At 49.4% G+C, this 2,168-nt stretch carries 3 protein-coding genes; 1 reads left to right on the top strand and 2 read right to left on the bottom strand.

Annotated elements, in window-relative coordinates:
- Positions 1–94: 94 nt before the first annotated feature.
- Positions 95–238: a hypothetical protein gene (locus tag QUB33_RS29255; RefSeq protein ID WP_333358125.1), complete on the bottom strand. Its 144-nt coding sequence runs from the start codon at positions 236–238 to the stop codon at positions 95–97.
- Positions 239–378: 140 nt separating this feature from the next.
- Between QUB33_RS29255 and QUB33_RS29250 the strand changes: the two genes are divergently transcribed.
- Positions 379–1,686 carry a glycosyltransferase family 4 protein gene (locus QUB33_RS29250; protein ID WP_333358122.1) on the top strand — a complete coding sequence of 436 codons (1,308 nt, stop codon included), beginning with the start codon at positions 379–381 and terminating at the stop codon, positions 1,684–1,686.
- Between the two features lie 188 nt (positions 1,687–1,874).
- Here QUB33_RS29250 and QUB33_RS29245 read toward each other — a convergent pair.
- A partial coding sequence (locus QUB33_RS29245; protein ID WP_333358118.1) for a hypothetical protein occupies positions 1,875–2,168 on the bottom strand: 294 nt, incomplete at its 5' end.

The following is a 2,168-nucleotide window of genomic DNA, read 5'->3' as shown; positions in this document are numbered from 1 at the left end:
AGCGCGACTGGACTTAAGATCACTCATTTGAGTCATTGTCAAGTACAATTTATACCAAATTAGATGAGCTTACCCTGAGAAAACATCCTATTAATTAAGCAGTTTCAGCTTGTGTATTTCCGTTATTTAGCAACAAGAAAATTAGGGCTCTTTGCCTAATGTCTGGATGTTCATGCTCTTTTAATGCTTGTTGCAGAGTTTCCTTTGTCTCGGAATTGAGGAAGTTTTTAGTAGGCATTGACTTTTTATAAATATCATTATATTGTACTATACAATATGCGTCTTAGATGCTGAACAGCTTAGGATTTTACGAACGCAAACAACCTCAGTCAGGAGATTAGAATTCGTTAGTCAATAAAATTAGAAAAACAGTAAACAATGAGTAGACCACCAGAAGCCACGATCGCCCTCCTGCACTGGGGCGATTTAATCGAAGATTTTTTAGATACCATCGGGGTTTCCTTTGAAGCTTTATGCAACGAAATGACGGGCGGCTGGATGTTTGGCTACATTGAAGCGCTGCGACGAGTGGGGGTGCGGACAGTCCTATTTTGTATTTCCGGCAGCGTAACGGAACCCGTGCGCTACACGCACAAAGACACAGGAGCAACAATCTGCGCCCTGCCGGCACCTCAACTTTACCAAGCTGTCCGCCGTCAGATGGTCAACCCTCAAGGGTGGACAGTTCAGGATATGTTTGGAGAGGTTCGAGGCATCCGTCGCCTGGTGTTGACCGGGGTGAAAAGCGTGGCTCCTTACCTGGCGACACCGTTGGGGTTCCTGGCGGCCGAACTGCGACGGGAAAACTGCCAAGCGATTCTCTGTCAAGAATACGAGTATCCGCGCTTCGACGCTTGCACTTGGTTGGGGTGGCAAATGGGGCTGCCTGTTTTTGCTACGTTTCAGGGGGGCGATTTTCAGGTTAGTCCTTGGGAAGGCTTGTCGCGCCCGATCGCCCTCAAAGCGAGCGCCGGTTTAATTATTGCTTCCCAAACCGAGGTGGAGCGCGTGCAAAGTCGCTATGGTGTGCCTCCTGCCAAGATTGCCCGCATTTTTAACCCCCTGGATTTGGAACTGTGGCAGCCAATGGATCGCGGGGAAGCTCGAGAACTGCTGGGTTTTCCCAGTAATTCTGAAATTGTCGCCTGTCACGGGCGGATTGACATCCGCCGCAAGGGGTTAGATATTTTGCTGGAAGCTTGGCAGCGGGTATGCAGCGATCGCCCAGGCCGAGATTTGCGACTGTTGCTGGTGGGGACTGGTAGCGACGCGGAGGAATTGAGCCAGCGACTCGCTCAGATGCAGCTTTCGGGCATTGTTTGGGTGAATGAATACGTGCGCGATCGCGCTTTGATGCGACAGTACCTCTCGGCTGCTGACGTTTATACTTTGCCTTCTCGGCATGAGGGGTTTCCGGTGGCACCGTTGGAGGCGATGGCTTGCGGGTTGCCCGTTGTGGCTGCTGACGCACCTGGAGTGCCGGATATTTTCGAGGGGGGCGAAGCTGATGGCGGGATTGTTGTGCCCCGTGAGGATGCAACAGCTTTGGCAGGGGCGATCGGGCGGCTTGTAGACGATCGGGCATGGGGGCGGGAGTTGGGCAAGTGCGCTCGCATTCGGGTGGAAACTCATTTTTCTCTGGAGGCGATCGGTGTCCAACTGCGACAGTTTTTGTGCGCTCTTTAGCGCATATTCCGCCCATCTGAATCGCTGCACTGGGAATGCTTGAAAAATCCCAGTCCTAAAAATTTATTCCCGCCTAATTTTTCGGGCTTTATGGTCACTGTAGTTTAGACTAAAAAATGATTGCAGCCAAAAGTAGCCGCCTTTGAATATCCGGCAAGCTGTTACTCAAAAACTCAAGAGGGAGAAGATTAAATAAGTAATCTTGAAGACTTTTTACGTCGAGAAACCCGTTTTTTCACAGTGGGATATCGCGGTGCTACCGTCCGTACCCTTTCTTTTTCCCAGCCGGGGGATTTTCCCATCTGTTTAGGCATTTTTGCGGGAGTACCAATGTCAACTAAAAGCGACAACATTGATTGAGCAACACGTCCAGGGGTTAAATTAATCGTAGCAGATTGCCTGCAGTAAGCTGATACGCAGCTAGATTGTATAATATAAATATAGAATAAGCGCTCATTAGTTATAATGTATGCCAGCCAAAA

Origin of the sequence: Microcoleus sp. B3-A4 (assembly GCF_036705385.1) — a bacterium.
Classification (GTDB): domain Bacteria; phylum Cyanobacteriota; class Cyanobacteriia; order Cyanobacteriales; family Microcoleaceae; genus Microcoleus.
Note: the sequence above shows the minus strand (reverse complement) of the source record. Positions and strands in the feature narration are given on the sequence as shown.

Bases quoted from the DNA above. Each gene is read 5' to 3' on its own strand.
- QUB33_RS29255 (WP_333358125.1), bottom strand. From the start codon at position 238: ATGCCTACTAAAAACTTCCTCAATTCCGAGACAAAGGAAACTCTGCAA.
- QUB33_RS29250 (WP_333358122.1), top strand. From the start codon at position 379: ATGAGTAGACCACCAGAAGCCACGATCGCCCTCCTGCACTGGGGCGAT.